The organism is Halorubrum sp. SP3 (assembly GCF_005435195.1).
In the GTDB taxonomy this organism is placed as follows: domain Archaea; phylum Halobacteriota; class Halobacteria; order Halobacteriales; family Haloferacaceae; genus Halorubrum; species Halorubrum sodomense.
On record NZ_SGTU01000119.1, the window covers coordinates 1 to 1,132 of the forward strand.

Below are 1,132 nucleotides of genomic sequence, written 5' to 3' on the forward strand. Positions count from 1 at the left end.
AGGGAAAATTGCCTCCGGGGAGACGGCCTAGCCAATATCCCGCGAGAGGAATCCCGGCTTCAGCCGTGGGAGGAATCCAACACTCCCCGCAACATATAAGAGCGATAGCACCGTGACTCCCCGGCACCAGCCGTATAAGTTATAAATAAATAGATTAACATGTGAAACACAGATGGAGGATGTGATCCGCACCGTCAAAGTCAAGCTTGACGTACCCGACGAGCGGTGCGACGACCTCCATCAGACGAAAGAGCAGTTTCTCCACTGTGCGAACACGACCGCAGCCTGGGCGTGGAGATACCCGGACGAACATTGTATCACGTCGAAACAACAAGCCGAAAACGCGCTTTACGAGCGACTTCGCAACGAAACAGATCTGACAGCGAACCTCGTTCAAAAAGGGATTCGACGCGCTATCGAAGCCACAAAAAGCGGTATTGCTCGACTCAAGAAAGGCGAAACCACCAGTCAACCGCACTTTGACGCGTGGAGCGTCGTCTACGACAAACGAAGTGCGACGTTTCACCGCGACCACGTGTCCCTTTCCACGGTGAACGGGCGCGTCGAGTGTGAGTACGTACTTCCTGACGATCCGACAGGAACACCGATTGGCGAGTACCTACTGAACGAGGACTACGAGTTCCGGATGTCCACGCTCCAGTACGATCGCTCGACCGAGTCATTCTATCTCCACGCACGAATGCGCCGCACCACAACCGAGCACGAGCAATCCATGACTGCTTCTAACGCCAAGCACAGAACAGTCCTTGGCGTTGATCTGAACGTGGGCGGCTCGCTCGCGGTGACTTCTACGGGTGCGTTCATCGGGAACGCCGACGAGATGAACCATCGACGCCGCGAATTCAAGAAGACCCGCGGGTCAATGCGACAGACGGGCACGCGGTCGGCCCACCTGTCGATCCAGTCGATGGACGACCGAGAACACCGCTGGATGAAAGACGAACTCCATCGTGCTTCGAACCAGATTCTCGACGAAGCTCACGACCACGAATGTACGCACATCGCGTTCGAGAATCTGACCGATATCCGCGATCGGATGGCTCGTGCGAAGCGGTTCCACGCGTGGGCGTTCCGCCGATTATACGAGTACGTCGAGTACAAAACCGAGACG

The 1,132-nt window shown here is 56.1% G+C and carries 1 protein-coding gene; it reads left to right on the forward strand.

Features of this window, described 5'->3' with window-relative positions; genetic code table 11:
• Positions 1-172 precede the first annotated feature (172 nt).
• Positions 173-1,132, forward strand: a 960-nt coding sequence (locus EXE42_RS15760; protein ID WP_137706936.1) for an RNA-guided endonuclease TnpB family protein, incomplete at its 3' end; no start/stop codon positions are given.